At 67.3% G+C, this 16,736-nt stretch carries 15 protein-coding genes and 1 riboswitch; of the genes, 9 read left to right on the top strand and 6 right to left on the bottom strand.

The features are described from left to right. Positions 1 to 92 precede the first annotated feature (92 nt). Entirely contained in the window at positions 93 to 707 is a 615-nt protein-coding gene (locus tag J8847_RS18685) for a 5-formyltetrahydrofolate cyclo-ligase (protein WP_211526236.1), read from the top strand. A gap of 126 nt (positions 708 to 833) precedes the next feature. Here the strand turns inward: J8847_RS18685 and metF are convergent, their stop codons facing one another. From metF to metK, 4 genes are all read right to left on the bottom strand, one after another. Further along, the gene (gene metF / locus J8847_RS18680; protein ID WP_211526218.1) at positions 834 to 1,664 is read right to left on the bottom strand and encodes a methylenetetrahydrofolate reductase [NAD(P)H]; all 831 of its coding nucleotides are present in this window, start codon (positions 1,662 to 1,664) and stop codon (positions 834 to 836) included. Beyond that, positions 1,651 to 2,007, bottom strand: coding sequence for a phage holin family protein (locus J8847_RS18675; RefSeq protein WP_211526217.1), 357 nt, complete (start codon positions 2,005 to 2,007; stop codon positions 1,651 to 1,653). Before J8847_RS18675 ends, metF begins: the two co-directional genes overlap by 14 nt. Before the next feature lie 87 nt (positions 2,008 to 2,094). After that, positions 2,095 to 3,507 (bottom strand): adenosylhomocysteinase, encoded by a 1,413-nt coding sequence (gene ahcY, locus J8847_RS18670; protein ID WP_211526216.1) that lies wholly within the window; start codon positions 3,505 to 3,507, stop codon positions 2,095 to 2,097. Positions 3,508 to 3,536: 29 nt separating this feature from the next. Then, a riboswitch (S-adenosyl-L-homocysteine riboswitch) is annotated at positions 3,537 to 3,609 on the bottom strand. Between the two features lie 256 nt (positions 3,610 to 3,865). Then, complete coding sequence (gene metK / locus J8847_RS18665) at positions 3,866 to 5,032, bottom strand: methionine adenosyltransferase (protein ID WP_211526215.1); 1,167 nt, start codon at positions 5,030 to 5,032, stop codon at positions 3,866 to 3,868. 184 nt (positions 5,033 to 5,216) lie between these two features. Between metK and J8847_RS18660 the strand changes: the two genes are divergently transcribed. The 3 genes from J8847_RS18660 to dapF are packed head-to-tail and all read left to right on the top strand — an operon-like array spanning position 5,217 to position 7,805. Beyond that, positions 5,217 to 6,068 (top strand): lysophospholipid acyltransferase family protein, encoded by an 852-nt coding sequence (locus J8847_RS18660; RefSeq protein WP_211526214.1) that lies wholly within the window; start codon positions 5,217 to 5,219, stop codon positions 6,066 to 6,068. Then, positions 6,065 to 6,925 carry a lipid A biosynthesis acyltransferase gene (locus tag J8847_RS18655; RefSeq protein ID WP_211526213.1) on the top strand — a complete coding sequence of 287 codons (861 nt, stop codon included), beginning with the start codon at positions 6,065 to 6,067 and terminating at the stop codon, positions 6,923 to 6,925. The genes J8847_RS18660 and J8847_RS18655 overlap by 4 nt, the downstream gene beginning before the upstream one ends. A gap of 28 nt (positions 6,926 to 6,953) precedes the next feature. Further along, positions 6,954 to 7,805 carry a diaminopimelate epimerase gene (gene dapF, locus J8847_RS18650; protein WP_211526212.1) on the top strand — a complete coding sequence of 284 codons (852 nt, stop codon included), beginning with the start codon at positions 6,954 to 6,956 and terminating at the stop codon, positions 7,803 to 7,805. 36 nt (positions 7,806 to 7,841) lie between these two features. Here the strand turns inward: dapF and J8847_RS18645 are convergent, their stop codons facing one another. After that, a complete protein-coding gene (locus J8847_RS18645) occupies positions 7,842 to 9,719 on the bottom strand; it encodes an SEL1-like repeat protein (protein ID WP_229513017.1) in 1,878 nt (625 codons plus the stop codon). Positions 9,720 to 10,285: 566 nt separating this feature from the next. Here J8847_RS18645 and J8847_RS18640 point away from each other — a divergent pair. The 4 genes from J8847_RS18640 to xerC all read left to right on the top strand — a co-directional run bounded on the left by J8847_RS18640 (position 10,286) and on the right by xerC (position 14,582). After that, the gene (locus J8847_RS18640; RefSeq protein WP_211526211.1) at positions 10,286 to 11,335 is read left to right on the top strand and encodes a porin; all 1,050 of its coding nucleotides are present in this window, start codon (positions 10,286 to 10,288) and stop codon (positions 11,333 to 11,335) included. A 211-nt stretch (positions 11,336 to 11,546) separates the two neighbouring features. Next, positions 11,547 to 12,842, top strand: a complete 1,296-nt coding sequence (locus J8847_RS18635) for a porin (RefSeq protein ID WP_211526210.1) — start codon at positions 11,547 to 11,549, stop codon at positions 12,840 to 12,842. Between the two features lie 119 nt (positions 12,843 to 12,961). After that, positions 12,962 to 13,627 carry a DUF484 family protein gene (locus tag J8847_RS18630; protein WP_211526209.1) on the top strand — a complete coding sequence of 222 codons (666 nt, stop codon included), beginning with the start codon at positions 12,962 to 12,964 and terminating at the stop codon, positions 13,625 to 13,627. Positions 13,628 to 13,640: 13 nt separating this feature from the next. Continuing rightward, positions 13,641 to 14,582: a tyrosine recombinase XerC gene (gene xerC / locus J8847_RS18625; protein ID WP_211526208.1), complete on the top strand. Its 942-nt coding sequence runs from the start codon at positions 13,641 to 13,643 to the stop codon at positions 14,580 to 14,582. A gap of 1 nt (position 14,583) precedes the next feature. Here xerC and J8847_RS18620 read toward each other — a convergent pair whose 3' ends face one another. Next, positions 14,584 to 15,306 (bottom strand): autoinducer binding domain-containing protein, encoded by a 723-nt coding sequence (locus tag J8847_RS18620; RefSeq protein ID WP_229429780.1) that lies wholly within the window; start codon positions 15,304 to 15,306, stop codon positions 14,584 to 14,586. A 122-nt stretch (positions 15,307 to 15,428) separates the two neighbouring features. On the opposite strand from J8847_RS18620, the gene J8847_RS18615 reads away from it, so the two are divergent. Beyond that, a complete protein-coding gene (locus J8847_RS18615; protein WP_211526207.1) occupies positions 15,429 to 16,661 on the top strand; it encodes an alpha/beta fold hydrolase in 1,233 nt (410 codons plus the stop codon). Positions 16,662 to 16,736 lie beyond the last annotated feature (75 nt).

The following is a 16,736-nucleotide window of genomic DNA, read 5'->3' as shown; positions in this document are numbered from 1 at the left end:
CAAGGGCAATGGGGGCAATGGCGGTCGGCAAGACGCCGGTTGTCAGACTCGATCGAAACATCAGAACTCTCAAAGTACGCTGCATTCAAACCATGACCGGCGATTCAAGAATACCACGCGCTTCCGGGCCACTGCCAGACGCGCACGGCACTAATGATGACGTGCTACAACAAGATAAATCCGCCTTGCGCAACGCGCTCAAGGCGCGGCGCCGCGCCATCGACCACGCCACCAAGCTGGCCTGGGACGACCGCATCGGCGCCCAGGTGCTGGCCTGGCTGCGGGCCCATCCCCAGGCCATGCTGGGGGTGTACTGGCCGCTGGCCGGCGAGCCGGACTTGCGTCCAGCCTACGCGGAATTGGCGGAGGCGGGCGTACGGCTGGCCTTGCCTGTGGTGGTGGCGCGCGACACGGCGCTCGGCTTTGCCGAATGGATACCGGGGGAGCCGACCGTGACCGACAGGCTCGGGGTGGCGGTGCCGGCGGAACTGCGCATGGTGGAAAGGCCGCCGGCGCTGCTGGTGCCCTGCCTGGGCTTCGACGCGGATGGATACCGGCTGGGATATGGAGGCGGGTTCTACGACCGCACCCTGGCGGCGCAGCCGCGGCCGCGGACCCTGGGCATCGCCTATGCCTTCCAGCGCGCGGAATTCCCGCTGGACGCGTACGACGTGCCGCTGGACCGGGTGATCACCGAGGAAACGTGATCGATCGTTATGGAATGCGGGATTGCGTTGAGCGCGTGGACGGCGAAGCCGTCCACGCTACGGAAGATGCCGCGATGTTTCATGTAGGGTGGACGGGTTCCCCGTCCACGCGTCAAACGGCCTGGATCACTTGACCAGGCGTTGCCAGAGCGCGGTGGTCGCCACCGCCTGGTTCATGCTATAGAAATGCAGTCCCGGCGCGCCGCCCGCCAGCAGGCGTTCGCACAGCGCCGTCACGACGTCCAGGCCGAAGGCCTTGATCGAGGCGCTGTCGTCGCCGAAGCTGGCCAGCTTGAGGCGCACCCAGCGCGGGATCTCGGCGCCGCACATGTCCGAGAAGCGCATCAGCTGCGTATAGTTCGTGATCGGCATGATGCCGGCCACGATCGGCACGTCCACGCCCAGCTTGCGTGCGTTGTCGACGAACTGGAAGTAGGCGTCGGCGTTGTAGAAGTACTGGGTGATCGCGGCGTTGGCGCCGGCCTGTACTTTACGCGCGAAGTTCTGCAGGTCGTCCTGGGGCGAACGCGCCTGCGGGTGCATCTCGGGATAGGCCGCCACTTCGATGTGGAACCAGTCGCCGGTTTCCTGGCGGATGAATTCGACCAGCTCGTTCGCGTAGCGGAACTCGCCGGCGCCGCCGTAGCCGCTCGGCAGATCGCCGCGCAGGGCCACCAGGCGGCGGATGCCGTTGTCCTGGAACTGCTTGAGGATGGCGCGGATCGACGCGCGGTCGCCGCCGATGCAGGACAGGTGAGGCGCGGCCTCATGCCCTTCCTGGCGGATCTCGAGCACGGTCTGCAGGGTGCCGGCCTGGGTGCTGCCGCCGGCGCCGAAGGTCACCGAGAAATACTTGGGCTGCAGCTCGGCCAGTTTCTGGCGCGTGACGCGCAGCTTCTCCGCGCCCTCTGCCGTCTTGGGCGGGAAGAACTCGATACTGAAATTAGGAGTTTCCATCTTTGTCTGAGAGGAGCAAGGTTGAAAGCGCCCACGAAATGATGCTGTACAAAATGGCCGCCAGGAAGGCGGACCAGAAGCCCGCCACTTCGAAACCTTCGATCCAGTGCGCCACCAGCCAGAACAGCAAGGCGTTGATTACCAGGATGAACAGGCCCATCGACACCAGGGTCACCGGCAGGGTCAGGATCACCAGCAGCGGACGGATCAGGGTGTTGACCAGTCCCAGCACCAGCGCGGCGATGAGGGCGGTGCCGACGTTGGTGATGTGGACGGAATCCATCAGGAACGGCAGGGCCATGAGGGCGGCGGCGTTGATCAGCCAGGTCAGGAGCAGGCGCATCGGGGCATCGCTTTCGTGGGCGGCTTTGAGGGAAGCGCCAGGCGCGCTGCTGCGCGCCTGGCGTAACAGTACAGCGGAGCTACCGGATCAGTAGCGGTAGTGTTCCGGCTTGTACGGGCCTTCCTTGCTCACCGAGATGTAGGCAGCTTGCTCTTCGGTCAGTTCGGTCAGCTGCGCGTTCAGCTTCTTGAGCTGCAGGCGCGCCACTTTTTCGTCCAGCTTCTTGGGCAGCGTGTAGACGCCGACCGGGTAGGCGGCGGTGTTGCTGAACAGTTCGATCTGGGCGATGGTCTGGTTGGCGAACGAGGAGCTCATCACGTAGGACGGGTGGCCCGTGCCGCAGCCCAGGTTCACCAGGCGGCCTTCGGCCAGCAGGATGATCCGCTTGCCGTCCGGGAAGATCACGTGATCGACCTGGGGCTTGATGTTGTCCCACTCGTACTTCTTCAGCGCGGCGACTTCGATTTCGTTGTCGAAGTGGCCGATGTTGCAGACGATCGCCTGGTCCTTCATCTTGAGCATGTGCTGCTCGGTGATGACGTGGTAGTTGCCGGTGCAGGTGACGAAGATGTCGCCATGTTCGGCGGCGTAGTCCATGGTCACGACGCGGTAGCCTTCCATCGCGGCCTGCAGGGCGCAGATCGGGTCGATCTCGGTGACCCAGACCTGGGCCGACAGCGCGCGCATGGCCTGGGCCGAGCCCTTGCCCACGTCGCCGTAGCCGGCGATGACGGCGATCTTGCCGGCGACCATCACGTCGGTGGCGCGCTTGATGCCGTCCACCAGCGATTCGCGGCAGCCGTACAGGTTGTCGAACTTCGACTTGGTGACCGAGTCGTTGACGTTGATCGCCGGGAAGGCCAGCTTGCCGTCCTGGTGCATCTGGTACAGGCGGTGCACGCCGGTGGTGGTTTCCTCGGTGACGCCCTTGATACACGGCAGGCGCTTCGAGTACCACTGCGGATCGCGCGCGAGGCGGCCCTTGATGGCGTTGAACAGGCAGATTTCCTCATCCGAGCCCGGCTTGTCCAGCACCGAGATGTCCTTTTCCGCGCGCACGCCCAGGTGCAGCAGCAGGGTGGCGTCGCCGCCGTCGTCCAGGATCATGTTGGCGTGGTTGTCCGCCGGCCATTCGAAGATGCGGTGGGTGTATTCCCAGTACTCGTCCAGGGTCTCGCCCTTGACGGCGAACACCGGGGTGCCGACCGAAGCGATGGCGGCGGCGGCGTGGTCCTGGGTCGAGTAGATGTTGCACGATGCCCAGCGCACTTGCGCGCCCAGGGCTTCCAGGGTGCGGATCAGGACCGCGGTCTGGATGGTCATGTGCAGGGAACCGGCGATGCGCGCGCCCTTGAGCGGCTGGGCAGCGGCATATTCCTCGCGGATCGCCATCAGGCCCGGCATTTCGGTTTCGGCGATGCGGATTTCCTTCTCGCCCCAGGATGCCAGGGAGATGTCGGCGACGAGGTAGTCGGGGGATTCTTTGAGTACGGCGCTCATCACGCCCTCCTTTCAATGTTTAGAAAAAAGTAACGTGAGCGCGGTTGCTGATATCCGAGCCTGGCGAAGATGGGAACCTTCGTCGCAACGCTCCTCGGAATGGGCTAGTTTAACACGAGTGTGCGGGTGCTGCCCGGGGGTGTTGTTGGATTGCTTGCTGTGGGGGTGGTGCAGGGATGCGGATCGGTGTGCTACGAAACTTGGGCCCCGGCCTTCGCCGGGAGTCGTAGCCTCCAGTGGAGGCTACGACGTGCTGAAAGTATCACTTAAAGATGAGGCGTCGTTCCGGGACTCGGCGTCCCCCTCGGCCGGAACCCAAGTTTGCGTACGTAACGATACCGCCCGCTTGAACCCTGAATTACGCCAGCCCTGCCTCGGCACGCAGCAGCGCCGCCTTGTCGGTGCGCTCCCAGGTGAATTCCGGCTCTTCGCGGCCGAAGTGGCCGTAGGCCGCGGTCTTGGCGTAGATCGGGCGCAGCAGGTCGAGCATCTGCACGATGCCTTTCGGGCGCAGGTCGAAGTGTTCCATCACCAGCTTGGCGATCTGCTCGTCCGGGATCACGCCCGTGCCTTCGGTGTACACGGTGATGTTGATCGGACGCGCCACGCCGATCGCGTAGCTGACCTGGACCTGGCACTGGCGCGCCAGGCCGGCGGCGACGATGTTCTTCGCCACGTAGCGCGCGGCATAGGCTGCCGAGCGGTCGACCTTGGACGGATCCTTGCCCGAGAACGCGCCGCCGCCGTGCGGGGCCGCGCCGCCGTAGGTGTCGACGATGATCTTGCGGCCGGTCAGGCCGCAGTCGCCCTGCGGGCCGCCGATGACGAAGCGGCCGGTCGGGTTGACCAGGAACCTGGTGCCGTCCAGCCATTCGCGCGGCAGCACCGGCTTGATGATTTCCTCGATCACCGCTTCCTGGATCTGCGAGTGGGTGATTTCCGGTGCGTGCTGGGTCGACAGCACCACGGTGTCCACGGCCACCGGGCGGCCGTCGACGTAGCGCAGGGTCACCTGCGACTTGGCGTCCGGACGCAGCCACGGCAGACGGCCATCCTTGCGCAGCTGCGACTGGCGCTCGACCAGGCGGTGCGAATAGTAGATGGCGGCCGGCATCAGTTCCGGGGTCTCGTCGCAGGCATAGCCGAACATCAGGCCCTGGTCGCCGGCGCCCTGGTCGAGGTCGATGCCCGCGCCTTCGTCGACGCCCTGGGCGATGTCGGGCGACTGCTTGTCGTAGGCGACCAGCACCGCGCAACCCTTGTAGTCGATACCGAACTCGGTGTTGTCGTAGCCGATGCGCTTGATGGTGTTGCGCGCGACCTGAATATAATCGACGTTGGCATGCGTGGTGATTTCGCCGGCCAGCACCACCAGGCCGGTGTTGCACAGGGTTTCGGCAGCGACACGCGCGCGCGGATCCTGTTCCAGGATCGCGTCGAGGATGGCGTCGGAGATCTGGTCAGCGACCTTGTCGGGATGGCCTTCCGAGACGGATTCGGAAGTAAAAAGATAGTCGTTGGACATTGAGGCTCCAAAGTTACTGTTCAATAAACTGCCGCAGCAACTCGTGCCTGCGACGCTTTAGCGACATTTATATTCCGCTTCGCAAGTTGTCATTAACTCGGCGGATCCTGCATAAAGTGGTATTTTACGCTCCTTGTGAATTTTGGTGTGGAAACTCACGCGCCACTCAACCCTGATCAATCGAATGCTAGTCGTCCTCTTCCGCGTCCTGTCCGTGTTTCCGTTGCCAGTCTTGCATGCACTGGGAGCGGCGCTGGGCTGGCTCGTCTATCTCCTGTCGCCCTCCTACCGCCGCCGCCTGCGCGCCAACCTGCGCCAGGCCGGCTATGACGGCTGCTTGCGCGCAGCCGTTTCCGAAGCCGGCAAGGCCATCGTCGAGCTGGCCTTCGTCTGGTGCGCCAAACCCGAGCGCGTGGCGCGCCACGCCACGGTCGAGAACTGGGAGCTGGTGCAGAGCAAGCTCGACGCCGGCCGCGGGATTGTCTTTTTGACGCCACACCTCGGCTGTTTCGAAATGACCGCGCAGCAGATCGCGCTGAAAACGGCCCTCACCGTCATGTACCGCCCGCCGCGCAAGAATGCGCTCAAGCCGCTGGTCGAAGGCGCGCGCGCGCGCCACAACCTGCACCTGGCGCCGGCCACCCTGGCGGGCGTGCGCATCCTGGCCAAGACCCTGAAGAGCGGCCAGCCGATCGGCATCCTGCCCGACCAGGTGCCGCAGGAAGGCGAAGGCACCTGGGCGCCCTGGTTCGGCCGCACCGCCTACACCATGACCCTGCCGGCCAAGCTGGCCCAGCTGGGCAAGGCCGACATCCTGCTGGTGTACGCCGAGCGCCTGCCGCGCGGCGCCGGCTACACGGTGCGCTTCGTGCCCTTCGAGGGCGACCTGTCCGGCGACGCCGCCAGCCAGGCCGCCGCCATCAACCGCGCCATGGAGCAGCTGATCGCCCGCTGCCCGGCCCAGTATTTCTGGAGCTACAACCGCTACAAGCAGCCGGAAGGCGTGGCCGCGCCCGACAGCGAGGTGGAGGCATGAGGGTCCTGCTGTTCGTCATGTGGCTGCTGCACTTCCTCCCGCTGCCCATCCTGGGCCGCCTGGGCGAAGCGGTCGGCAGCCTGATGTTCCTGATCATGGGCAAGCGCCGCCATATCACGCTGACCAATCTGCGCCTGTGCATGCCGGAGCTGGACGAAGGCGCGCGCCGCGACATCGCGCGCCGCCATTTCCGCGCCTACGCGCGCAGCATTTTCGAACGCTCGATCCTGTGGTGGGCGCCGGAAGAACGGGTGCGCAGCCTGATCCACGTCGAGCCGGCGGTGCCGCAGGCCGAGATGGAAGCCGGCCCCACCATCCTGCTGTGCCCGCACTTCGTGTGCCTGGACGTGGCCGGCGTGGCCTCGCGCGTGATCCCGGTGTGCAGCATGTACGTACCGCAGAAGAACGAGGCTTTCGACAAGCTGCTGCGCCACGGGCGCGAGCGCTACGGCCCGGTGCGCCTGGTGACGCGCAAGGAAGGCATCAAGCCCATCCTGCGCGCCCTGCGCGACGGCCTGCCCTACTTCATGCTGCCGGACATGGACTTCGGCGAGAAGGATGCCGAGTTCGTGCCCTTCTTCGGCGTGCCGGCCGCGACCCTGACCGCCCTGGGGCGCATCGCGGCGACCACCGGCGCCAAGGTGATCCCGGTGATCGCCACCTACCTGCCGGATTACAAGGGCTGGCGTGTGGTGTTTTATCCGGCGTGGGAGAATTACCCCGGTGACGACATGATCGAGGCGACCCGCCGCATGAATGCCTTCATCGAGGACCGGGTGCGCGAAGCGCCGGAACAGTACTTCTGGACCCACAAGCGCTTCAAGACCCGCCCGCCGGGCGAGCCTTCGCTGTATTGAACCTGTATTTGCTGCACTGGACACTGCCATGAAATTGAAATTCACCAAGATGCACGGCGCCGGCAACGATTTCATCGTCGTCGATGCGATCAGCCAGGACGTCTCCCTGAGCACCGGACAGTGGCAGCGCCTGGCCGACCGCCGCTTCGGCATCGGCGCCGACCAGATCCTGATCGTCGAGCGCCCGACCGAGCCGGGGGTGGATTTCCGCTACCGCATCTTCAACAACGACGGCGGCGAAGTCGAGCAGTGCGGCAATGGCTCGCGCGCCTTTGTTCGCTTCGTGGTGGATAAAGGCCTGAGCAAGGAGCGCAGCATCCGCGTGCAGACCATGTCGGGCATCATCAATCCGCGCATGGAAGAAGACGGCAGCATCACCGTGGACATGGGCGCGCCGCGCCTGGAGCCCGCCGAGGTGCCCTTCGACGCCGCGGGGCTGGGCGGCTGGGCCGAGGGCGAGGATACCCTGTGGCCGCTGCCGGTGGCGGGGAAGACCGTGTTCGTGTCGGTGGTTTCGATGGGCAACCCGCACGCGGTGCAGGTGGTCGACGATGTCGACAGCGCCCCGGTGGCCGAGACCGGCCCGCTGATCGAATCGCACGCGCGCTTCCCGAAACGGGTCAACGCCGGCTACATGCAGGTGGTGGACCGTCACCACATCCGCCTGCGCGTCTACGAACGCGGCGCGGGCGAGACCCTGGCCTGCGGCACCGGCGCCTGCGCGGCGGTGGTGGCGGGCATCCGCCGCGGCCTGCTCGATTCGCCGGTGCGCGTATCGGCGCGTGGCGGCGAGCTCAGCATCGCCTGGGCAGGACCGGGCCAGCCGGTTTACCTCAGCGGTCCCGCCGTGACCGTGTTCGAAGGCGAAGTCGAGATCTGAAGATTCCGCCGGGCCTGGCCTAGCCTGGCCTGCGCTTCAGGCCGCAAGCCCGAAATCCGGCGTGCCGGCGGCTGGCGTCCCGGCGGCGGGAACCACCGCGTCGGGCGCCCCCGTCGTCGCCCCGGCGCCGGGTAAGCCAGCGCTGGCGGCCCCTAGGCCGGGCGCCCCTACGCCGGGCGCCCCTACGCCGGGCGCCCCTACGCCGGGCGCCCCTAGGCCGGGCGCCCCTACGCCGGGCGCCCCCTCTTCCTCATTCATGCGTGACGCCGGGCCCAGCAAGGTACGCAGCCGGTACAGGCGCTGGCGGTAATTTCCTTCCGGTCCGGACGGGCCGCAATCCACCTGCGCGAAGAGGCGCACGATGCGGTCGAGCGCCTGGCGCTCCTGGCCCGCTTCCACCAGCACCAGGCGGCGCTTGCTGCGCCCGTAGCTGGCGCGGATGTCGATCACGAGGCAATGTCCCTGGTCCGCGGCCTTAACGTCCAGCAACAAAGCCTCGGCCCGCGTCAGCTTGAAGAGCGCCGCCAGCTCCAGCCTCGCAGCCAACAGCGGATGGGCCTGAAACAGATCCGGCCGGGCCGCGTCGAACCCGGCGCCGGACTGGGCCTGCCCGGCGTATTGCCTGAGCAAAGCGCCGGTTTCCGTGTACAGCGACGCAGCCGGACGCGGGGCGATCCGCGCCAGCAGCGCGCCGGCTTCGCTCGAACCCTGGGCGGCGGCCTTCTGCAGCCAGTACACCGCGCGCACGTCGTTACTCTCGTTCTCGCGCCGCGCGCGCCAGGCGTTGTGGCCGCATTCGAGCTGGGCCTCGCGGTAGCCCATCTCGGCCGCCCGCTCCAGGTATTTCTGGGCATCGGCCACATTCCGCTGCGAGAACTCCGGCTTGATATAAATGCGCGACAAGGCATACCAGGCTTCGGCCAGGCCCTGCTCGCCGGCCAGGGTCAGCCAGCGGATGGCTTTCTTGAAGTTGGCGGGGCCGTTCCAGCCCGTGCTTCTCCCGGCTGCCCGGTCGCCGGCCCGTTCGCCGGCCTTGCCGGCAATCCGCCGCCCGTCGATCTGCATCCGGGCGCAGCGCAAGCCCATTGTCAGCTGGGCATGGCGGTCGTGCTCGGCGGCAGCCAGCTCCCAGAAGCAATCCGGCTCGCCCGCCTCCAGCGCCACGCCCGCTGCCCGGCCATCGAGCAGGCGCGCACAGCGCGACAGCAGCGCGATCTCGTCGGGCGCGAAGCGCTGCATTTCGCCCTGCTCCTCCCGCACGCGCACCAGTTCGCGCGCCAGCGGCAGCGCCTGTTCCAGGTATTCCTCGGCCCGCCCGGCTTCCCAGGCCTGCTCGAGGACGGCGTACTGGTCGGCTGCGGCGCCGTGTTCGGCGGCCGGCCAGCCCGGCGTGGCGCCGGCGCCGCGCCGCGCGGATGCCTGGACGCTGCGGGCGGCAGCGGCGGGCGCAGCTGTGGAAAGCGATGCGGCGGCTGCCCCCGCCATGGGCGCCGCAGGTCCCCGCTGCTGGGCAAGCATCCATTGCGCGTGCGGAAAGCCGGCCCTGGCCGCGTCTTCCAGCGCACGCAGGGCCTTGGCGCGGGCGTCCGCGGAGGCGGCCACGCCGGTCTCCAGCGCCAGCTGGGCGAACACCAGGCCCGCGTGGACGCTGCCGTCGTCGTAGGCGCGCTCGTACCAGGTGGCCAGCGCGGAGCCATTGCGCTGGGCCAGTTCGAAAGGAATGTGGTTGCCGATCAGCTGCCATGCGGGGGCGCAATCCTGGCGCGCGGCCCGCTCCAGCCAGTGCAGCGCGGTCGGCAGGCTCTGCGGCAGTCCGGCGCTGCCGAACAGGTAGAGCTTGCCCAGCTCGAGCTGGGCGGCAGCCTGCCCGGCCCGGGCGTTGCGGATGATCGCCAGTTCTTCGCGGTTAGCCATTGTTCGAATACACCATTGATGAGTCAGGTAGGCAAAGCGCAGTGGCAACGCAAGACGGCAGGCTACGGCGCAAGCCGGAGCGGCTCGGCGGAAAAGTTGCCAATATACAAGGTATTGACGGAGTGCGTCGCCACGCACGTGGATTGGGCCAAAGTCTAAGCCGCCGGTATGGCCGATTCGTTTCAAGCCATGGCTTTGTTTGCGGCGCCGCAAATGCTGTAAGGCGGACTCACCAGGAGGAATGGCTTCCGAACGACAGTTTTGTGCCATGCGCCAGCTGGAATCGGCTAGCCGCCTGCGGCCCTGCGCAGGTGCAAATCTCATGTATACGAGGGCGCGACAATGCCCCCAAACCCATGCCGGGTCGATTTGTTACATCCTGCCTGATGCACGTTTCAAAAATACAACAACACAATTGGATTTATTGGCTTTCGACCAAGTGCCGCAGTCATAATTGACCAATCAGTCAATCTTCCCGCAGGAAACTATTAAGGTACATGTGTCCGGGTGTTCAGCTCAGCCTCAATGCTCCACGACTGCGTAACTTAATGAAGGAAACACGAATAATGAAAAAAACCCTCATGGCCGTCGCACTGTCCGGCGCTGTCGCCGGTGCGGCCCACGCGCAGAGCACGGTGCAGGTCTATGGCAACCTGGACGCCGGCCTCGTCAAGCGTACCGGCCAGTCGCTGAGCATCGGCAAGCGCGCCGCCAACACCCTGGGCTTCAAGGGCACGGAAGACCTGGGCAACGGCCTGAAGGCGCTGTTCCAGCTCGAGATCCGCTACGAGCCGGACACCGGCACCCTCGAGGTGGGCGGCAACGGCGTGCAGCGCCAGCTGTTCCAGGGCCAGAGCCGCGTCGGCCTGCAAGGCGACTTCGGCATGCTGCGCATCGGCCGCGGCCTGACCCCGTACCACGAAACCATCGGCGCCTTCGAGCCCTTCCACGCCCTGCCGTCGCCGGCCGGCTTCTACACCGACCTGACCGTCGCCGGCTACACCTCGCAGCCGCTGGATCCGTCGGGCGCCTCGCATAACCGCTGGAGCAACGCGGTCTGGTACAACACCCCGATCGTCAGCGGCGTCCAGGTGAACACCGCGATCGCCACCAAGGAAAACAACGGCGGCGCCGCCGTGATCGGCCGCGGCAGCGAAGCCTTCCCGCAATACCCGGCGGGCGCCCAGGCCTCGGCCAACCCGTTCTCGGTCAGCGCCACCTACAACAACGGCCCGGCGGCCTTCATGGCCGGCTACGAGCGCAACGCGATCGAATCGAAGGTCTGGTCGATCGGCGCCTCGCTGAGCGCCACCCCGGAACTGAAGCTGATGGGCACCTACAGCCGCCAGGACCAGGAGCACAACCGCCTCGCCAACGCCGACACCAGGTCGTGGGTGCTGGGCGCCAACTACACCCTGGGCCCGGGCAAGCTGCTGGCCGGATATGGCCAGAAGGACACCGACGGCCTGCAGAAGGTCAAGCAATTCTCCCTGGGCTACGAGTACAGCCTGTCGAAGCGCACCTACCTGTACGTGGACGCCTCGCGCAAGCGCGGCCTGCCGACCAATCCGTCGGCCGTCAACCACTACGACGTGGGCATCAACCACTCGTTCTAAGCCACACCAGACATGCGGCTGCCCGAAGGCGGACATGGGAAACCATGTCCGCCTTTGCCGTTTACCTCGTCTTGTAGTGTTTTCACAACGAGAAACAGTTCGCGAGCACTTTCCGCACGAGCGTTCTGTACAGGGCGCAAGGCGGATGGCATATTGGCAAGGTAAGTGAGTTATAGCAACTCGCTAGTCAAGAACATAATACGGAGACCTAATGAAGAAGAGCCTCATCGCAGCCCTGATCGGCGCCACCTTTGCGACTTCCGCCCTGGCCCAGTCCAGCGTCCAGATCTATGGCATCGCCGACGCCGGCGTGATGTTCCAGAAGGGCGGCCCGACCAAGATCTACAGCGGCGGCGCCGACGGCTCGCGCATCGGCTTCAAGGGCACCGAGGACCTGGGCAATGGCTTCAAGGCCATGTTCAACCTGGAAGCGCGCGTTGAGCTCGACAACGGTAGCCAGCAGCCGACCCTGATGAACGACAATCCGGGCCGCTACCTGCTGCGCGGCATGAACGCCATTCCGCTGCCGCCGGCCCTGCGCGATCCGCTGCTGGCCGGCCTGCAGAACGCCATCCAGGTGCCGGGCGAGGCAGCCGTCAACCGCGAACGCGCGCTGTTCGACCGCATGGCGATGGTCGGCCTGGTCACCCCGGTCGGCGCCTTCCTGCTCGGCCGCATGTACACCCCGGGCTATGAAGTCTTCAACATGGCCGACACCTTCGAATCGGGCACCGCGGGCACCTGGGGCCACGTGACCGGCGGCACCGCCGGCTACACCGCCCTGAGCGCCGACATCCGCTCGCAGGAAGCGATCCAGTACCGCATCGCCCTGCCGAACGGCATCGGCGCCGCCGTGATGTACGGTGGCAAGAATTCGGGTTACCTGGGCCGCTACAACAAGTTCCGCGCCGGCCACCTGACCTACAAGGCCAACGGCTTCGACGTCGGCATCGGCTACAACCACGGCTACGACCGCGACGACCGTCCGAGCCTGCGCACCACCACCGTGGGCGGCTCCTACACCCTGAACGACCAGTGGAAGTTCTTCGCCGGCTTCCACAGCCAGCGCAACACCAATTCGGCCCTGCTGCCGGACTACCTGGCGGGCTGGGATGCCGCCGTGGCGCCGCAGCTGGCAGGCCGGGTCCCGGCCGCCACCGCGGCCGCGCTGCGCGGCTTCTTCCAGCGCACCATCGCCGCCAACACGCAGCAGGACGCGAACAGCTACCAGATCGGCCTGCACTACAAGGTCGGCAGCGGCCGCATCATGACCTCGTACGCGCACCAGAACGACCGTACCGCTTCGAACAGCGACGCCAACCTGTTCGCGATCGGCTACGACCACTTCCTGTCGAAGCGTACCGACATCTACACCGTGTTCGCGAACATCAAGAACAACAACGAAGCCCAGTACGCCCCTGGCACCGCTGGCAACCCGGGCGGCTTCACCAAGGCGCCGGGCGAAGACGGCCGCGCACTGCAGGTCGGCATCCGTCACCGCTTCTAAGACGCACGGTGCGGCGCGCCGCACCCCCGAAGACGCCTGCGGGCGTCTTTTTTTATGTCCGGGCGGCTGTGCCGCTCAGGTAAAATGGCAGCCCGGACCTTAATTCACCGAAGATTTTCATGACCACCGCAACACTGGACTCCACCGCCGTCGCGCAATACCTGATCGACCATCCGCAGTTTTTCGAGGAGCACGCCGGCCTGCTGGGCGAGGTCAAGCTGTCCAGCCCGCTGACCGGCCGCGCCGTGTCGCTGCAGGAGCGCCAGATGGAGGTCATGCGCGACAAGTACCGCGCCCTCGAGCTGCGCCTGGCCGAACTGACCCGCCGCGCCGAGGAAAACGCCGCGATCGCCAACCGCTTCCACGCCTGGACCCAGGCCCTGCTGGTGTCGCAGGGCGGCGCGGCGATGGCGCGCGACCTGGCCGACGGGCTGCGCATCCACTTCTCGGTGCCCCAGGTCAGCCTGCGCCTGTGGAACGTGGCGCCGGAACATGCCGGCGAATGGTTCACCGGCGGCGTCTCGGACGACGCCCGCATCTTCGCCAACAGCCTGCGCGCGCCGTATTGCGGTCCGAACAACGATTTCGAAGCCGTGCGCTGGCTCGAGGACCCGGCCGCCGTGCGCTCGACCGTGATGCTGCCGCTGGGCCCGCATGGCCAGACCTTCGGCATGCTGGTGCTGGGCTCGCCCGATCCGGACCGCTTCACCACCGTGATGGGGACCGAGTTCCTGGTCCACATCGCCGCCACCGCCAGCACCGCGCTGGCCCCGCTGCGCGCCTGAGGACCGGCTAGGCATGAGCGCCCCGGCCGACGCCAGCGACTGGGCTGCGCGCTACCTGGGCGAGCTGGCCACCCAGCGCCAGCTCTCGCCCCACACCGTCGAGGCCTACCGGCGCGACCTGGAAGAACTCGGCCAGCTGGCCGGCCACACCGACTGGCCGCGCCTCACCCATTTCGATATCCGCCGCTTCACCGCCAAGCTGCATGCGGGCGGCCAGTCGGCGCGCTCGATCGCGCGCAAGCTCTCGGGCTGGCGCGGTTTCTACGCCTGGCTGTCGCGCCAGACGGTCCTGGCGGCCAACCCGGTCGAGGGCGTGCGCGCCCCGAAGCGGCCCAAGACCCTGCCCAAGGCGCTGCCGGTGGATGCCGCCGTGCAGCTGATGGAAGCCAAGGTCCAAGGCCATCCGGAACCCTTCGAGCTGTGCAACCGCGCCATGTTCGAGCTGCTGTACTCGAGCGGCCTGCGGGTGTCGGAACTGAGCGGCCTGGACCTGGCCTACCGCGAGGCCGAGGCCGGGCAGCCGGCCTCGCTCGGCTGGCTGGACCGCGAGGCGGGCGAGGTGGTCGTCACCGGCAAGGGCGGCAAGATGCGCCGGGTGCCGGTCGGCGGCCCGGCGCGCGAGGCGCTGGCGGCCTGGCTGGCGGTGCGCCCCGCCGCCCGCGACGGCAGCGCCGCCCTGTTCCTGTCGGCGCGCGCCACCCGCATCACGCCGCGCGTGGTGCAGCAGCGCCTGAAGCAGCACGCCCTGCGCGCCGGCAGCCCGGTGCACGTGCACCCGCACGTGCTGCGCCACTCCTTCGCCTCGCACCTGCTGCAATCCTCGGGCGACCTGCGCGCCGTGCAGGAATTGCTCGGGCACGCCAGCATCACTTCGACCCAGGTGTATACCTCGCTCGACTTCCAGCACCTGGCGGCGGTGTACGACCGCGCCCATCCGCGCGCCAAGTCGAAATAGGCTAAAGCAGTCCCAGCAGCGCCGCCTTGACCACGGCGGCGGTCTTGTTCGCCGCGCCCAGCTTGAGCAGGGCATTCGCCACGTGGAAGTTCACGGTCCGCTCCGACAAACCCAGGATGGCGGCCGCCTCGATGGAAGTCTTGCCGTCGGCCATCCAGCGCAGCACTTCGGCTTCGCGCGCGCTGAGCGGCGCCTGCCCGCGCTTGCGTTCTTGCAGCCGGGCCATCGCTTCGTGGGCCGCATGCGCCAGCCAGCTCATGTCGCGTTCGCTGTGCGCGAGCTCGCGCTCGGACAAGGGTTCATGGGAACGGGCCAGGGTCAGCATGCCGATGCTGCCGTCCGGCGTGCGCGAGGACTGGGCCCAGCCGACCCGCAGCTGGTGGCCGCGCGCCTCTTCCCACAGCGGACGGGCGCCGGCGAACAGCTGCTCGCTCCACAGCAGCGGGCGCTGGGAGGCGGCGCCATGGGCCACGGTGGGATCGACGTCCAGGTAGCCGGCGGCGGCATAGCGCGCCTGCCATGCCGGCGCATAGTTGTTCACCATGAAGGTGGCGGGATGCGTCAGCGGCAGCGGCATGCGCATGCCATAGGCGCAGTAATCGAAACCCAGTTCGCGCGCGGCGCCGGCCAGCACGGCGAACAGGGCGTCCGCATCCGGCGCCTGCGCCATGTCTTCCAGGTGGCGCTCGCGCCAGCCGGGCATTGCCTCCCCCATCACTGCCATCGCGTCTCCTGTGCGGCTGTTATATTTGACAGTTTCGAGGCCGCTCCGTGCTTCCTACAATGGGCCCCGCCGTCGGATTGTCGCCCCTGGCGGCAACGGCGGCAACGACTTCCGGAGCCTTCATGCAAGCTGCATTCCCGCCGCGCCTCGGCGCCGCCCTTCCCGCCCTCGTGCTGGCCGTCCTGGCCATCCTGCCCGCCTCCGCCCAGGACCTGGTCAAGGTCGGCGACCGCCAGGTCCAGATGGCGGCCATGGGCAGCGGCCGCTACACCGTGATCTTCGAGTCCGGCTTCGGGCGCGACCTCAGCGTCTGGCGGCGCGTGGCCCCGCCCCTGGCCGACGCGGCCAGGCTGGTCGCCTATTCGCGCGCCGGCCTCGGACGCTCGGATGCGCGGCCCGGCGCCGTCGACCTGGCCGCCCGTACCGGCGAACTGGAGGAGCTGGTGGCCGCGGCCAAGCTGCAGCCGCCCTTCATCCTCGTCGGGCATTCCTATGGCGCCTTCCTGGTCCGCAGCTATGCGGCGCGCCATCCGGAGCAGGTGGCCGGCATGGTGTTCGTCGATCCCAGCCACGAGCGCTTCGAGCTGGAGCTGCGCAAGCTCGATGCGGCCCGGGTCGACAGCGACAACCGCGCCATCGAAGGCTTTACGCCGCCGGCCCTGCGGGCCGAGCTGCGCAGCGTGCAGGCGATCCTGGAGCGCGGCGCTCTCGACACGCCCGCGCGCCTGCCCGATGTCCCGGTGGCGGTGCTGACCTCGGTCCAGAACCGCGAGCAGCCCCAGCTGTTCCTGGAAACGCCGGCCGCGGTGCAGGTCTGGCGCGGCCTGCACGACAGCTTCTTCCGCGGATTCAGCAGCGGCAGCCATGTGGTCACTCCGGACAGCGGGCACAACATCCACCTGGAACAGCCCGAACTCGTGGTCGCCGCGGTGCGCCAGGTGATCGCGACGGCCGAGGCCAAGGACGCCCGGCGCCGGCTTGCGGAAGCGCGCGCACAATTGTTCCGCCGCCTGGAGCAGGACGGCGCTGACGGCGCCATCGCCAACGCCCTGGCCGCGAGCGGCTTCGACGAAGCCGAGCGCAACCGCATTGCCTACGAACTGCTCGGCCCGCGCAAGCAGGCCCAGCTGGCGGTAAAGGTGATGAAGGCGAACGCCGAGCGCTTCGGCGACTCGGCCAATGCCCAGGACAGCTACGGCGAAGCGCTGCTCGCCACCGGCCAGCACGCCGCCGCCAAAGCGCAGTTCCTGAAGGCGCTCGCCCTGGCGCAGGCCCAGGGCAAGGAAGGCAAGGCCCTGGCGGGCTACCGCAGCAACCTGGACAAGGCCGAGCGGGCGCTGGCGGCTGCACCCTGATCCCGCGCCGCCTTTCGCTTCTTTCAGAACGGTGGCTTGAGCTTTATCAAGCACCGATACGGTTGATGGTGGTCT

Origin of the sequence: Massilia sp. AB1 (assembly GCF_018119385.1) — a bacterium.
Lineage (GTDB): Bacteria > Pseudomonadota > Gammaproteobacteria > Burkholderiales > Burkholderiaceae_D > Telluria.
The sequence above is the reverse complement of the archived record's forward strand: the minus strand, read 5'-3'. Positions and strand labels throughout refer to the sequence as shown.